This window comes from Intestinimonas sp. MSJ-38, assembly GCF_018917925.1.
Taxonomy (GTDB): domain Bacteria; phylum Bacillota; class Clostridia; order Oscillospirales; family Butyricicoccaceae; genus Pseudobutyricicoccus.
In genome coordinates, this window is sequence record NZ_JAHLPO010000048.1 from 1 (window position 1) to 2,500 (window position 2,500).

The following is a 2,500-nucleotide window of genomic DNA, read 5'->3' on the forward strand; positions in this document are numbered from 1 at the left end:
ATTGCGCTTTCATTGGCAAAAGCACAATGAAAACTGAACAAGGAAGGAAATTCGGAAACGAGGTTGCCCAATATTTAGGTCAAGCCCTCGGCCTATTAGTATCAGTCGACTGAACACATTACTGCGCTTACATCTCTGACCTATCAACCACATAGTCTTTGTGGGGCCTTACTCCTTTCGGATGGGAGATCTAATCTTAGAGTTTGTTTCACGCTTAGATGCCTTCAGCGTTTATCAAGCCCGCACATAGCTACCCAGCTGTGCTCCTGGCGGAACAACTGGTGCACCAGAGGTGCGTCCATCCCGGTCCTCTCGTACTAAGGACAGCTCTCTTCAAATCTCCTACGCCCGCAACAGATAGGGACCGAACTGTCTCACGACGTTCTGAACCCAGCTCGCGTACCACTTTAATCGGCGAACAGCCGAACCCTTGGGACCGAATTCAGCCCCAGGATGTGATGAGCCGACATCGAGGTGCCAAACCTCCCCGTCGATATGGACTCTTGGGGGAGATCAGCCTGTTATCCCCAGGGTAGCTTTTATCCGTTAAGCGATGGCATTTCCACTCACATACCACCGGATCACTAACTCCAACTTTCGTTCCTGCTCGACATGTCTGTCTCGCAGTCAGGCTCGTTTATGCGTTTACACTCAATGCGCGATTTCCGGCCGCGCTGAACGAACCTTTGAGCGCCTCCGTTACTCTTTTGGAGGCGACCGCCCCAGTCAAACTGCCCACCTGACAGTGTCCCCCGACCGGATTCACGGCCGCAGGTTAGAATTCCAATAGTTCAAGGGTGGTATCCCAACGGTGGCTCCATCTGAGCTGGCGCCCAGATTTCCAAGCCTCCCACCTATCCTGTACATGAAATATCAAAATCCAGTATCAAGCTACAGTAAAGCTCCATGGGGTCTTTCCGTCTAGTTGCGGGTAACTGGCATCTTCACCAGTACTACAATTTCGCCGGGCGGGCTGTCGAGACAGTGCCCAAATCGTTACGCCATTCGTGCGGGTCAGAACTTACCTGACAAGGAATTTCGCTACCTTAGGACCGTTATAGTTACGGCCGCCGTTTACTGGGGCTTCAGATCAAAGCTTCGCTTGCGCTAACCTCTCCTCTTAACCTTCCAGCACCGGGCAGGCGTCAGCCCCTATACTTCATCTTTCGATTTAGCAGAGACCTGTGTTTTTGTTAAACAGTCGCTTGGGCCTTTTCACTGCGACCCTCATTGCTGAGGGCGACTCTTCTCCCGAAGTTACGAGTCCAATTTGCCTAGTTCCTTGACAACCCTTCTCCCGTTGGTCTTAGGATTCTCTCCTCATCTACCTGTGTCGGTTTGCGGTACGGGCGCTTTAGTATACGCCACAGCTTTTCTCGCCTCTGAGCATCGAAGACTTCCCTACTATAATTTCGGTCCCTTACGCCCGGGGCAACCATCGCCCGGGATCTCCTATCTCAAAGTGTCACTGTGGTTTAAATGTCAGCGGCTACGGAATTTCCACCGTATGTGCATCGACTACGCCTTTCGGCCTCGCCTTAGCTCCCGGCTTACCTTGGGCGGACGAACCTTCCCCAAGAAACCTCAGATTTTCGACCATTATGATTCCCACATAATTCTCGCTACTTATTCCGGCATTCTCACTTCTTATCAGTCCACAAGTGCTTCCGCTCTTGCTTCGCCCCAATAAGAACGCTCCCCTACCCAGCGCATGCGCTGCCCAAGCTTCGGTTAGATGCTTAGCCCCGTTATATCTTCTGCGCAGAGCCACTCGATCAGTGAGCTATTACGCACTCTTTGAATGTGTGGCTGCTTCTAAGCCAACATCCTGATTGTCTGTGCAACTCCACATCATTTTACACTTAGCATCTATTAGGGACCTTAGCTGTGGATCTGGGCTGTTTCCCTTTTGACCACGAGACTTATCTCACGTAGTCTGACTGCCATGCACCAATTATCCGGCATTCTTAGTTTGATAGGGTTCGGTAACCTCGCGGCCCCTAGTCCATTCAGTGCTTTACCTCCGGTAATCTAACATGACGCTAGCCCTAAAGCTATTTCGGGGAGAACCAGCTATCTCCGAGTTCGATTGGAATTTCTCCGCTATCCACAAGTCATCCCCGACTTTTTCAACAGGCGTGGGTTCGGTCCTCCATGGAGTTTTACCTCCACTTCAACCTGCTCATGGATAGGTCACCCGGTTTCGGGTCTATTGCCCCATACTTCATACGCCCTTTTCAGACTCGGTTTCCCTTCGGCTGCGGAACTCCAGTTCCTTAACCTTGCATGAAACAATAACTCGCCGGACCGTTCTACAAAAAGTACCTCATCACCCTTTAACGGGCTTTGAGTGCTTGTAAGCACAAGGTTTCAGGTTCTCTTTCACTCCCCTCCCGGGGTCCTTTTCACCTTTCCCTCACGGTACTGCTCCTCTATCGGTCACTGAGTAGTATTTAGGCTTGGATGGTGGTCCACCCGTCTTCCCACGGCGATTCCTCGT

The 2,500-nt window shown here is 51.4% G+C and carries 1 rRNA gene (cut by a window edge); it reads right to left on the reverse strand.

The window, feature by feature from the left end:
- Window positions 1-75: 75 nt before the first annotated feature.
- A 23S ribosomal RNA gene (locus tag KQI26_RS14790) occupies window positions 76-2,500 on the reverse strand (it continues 418 nt past the right edge of the window).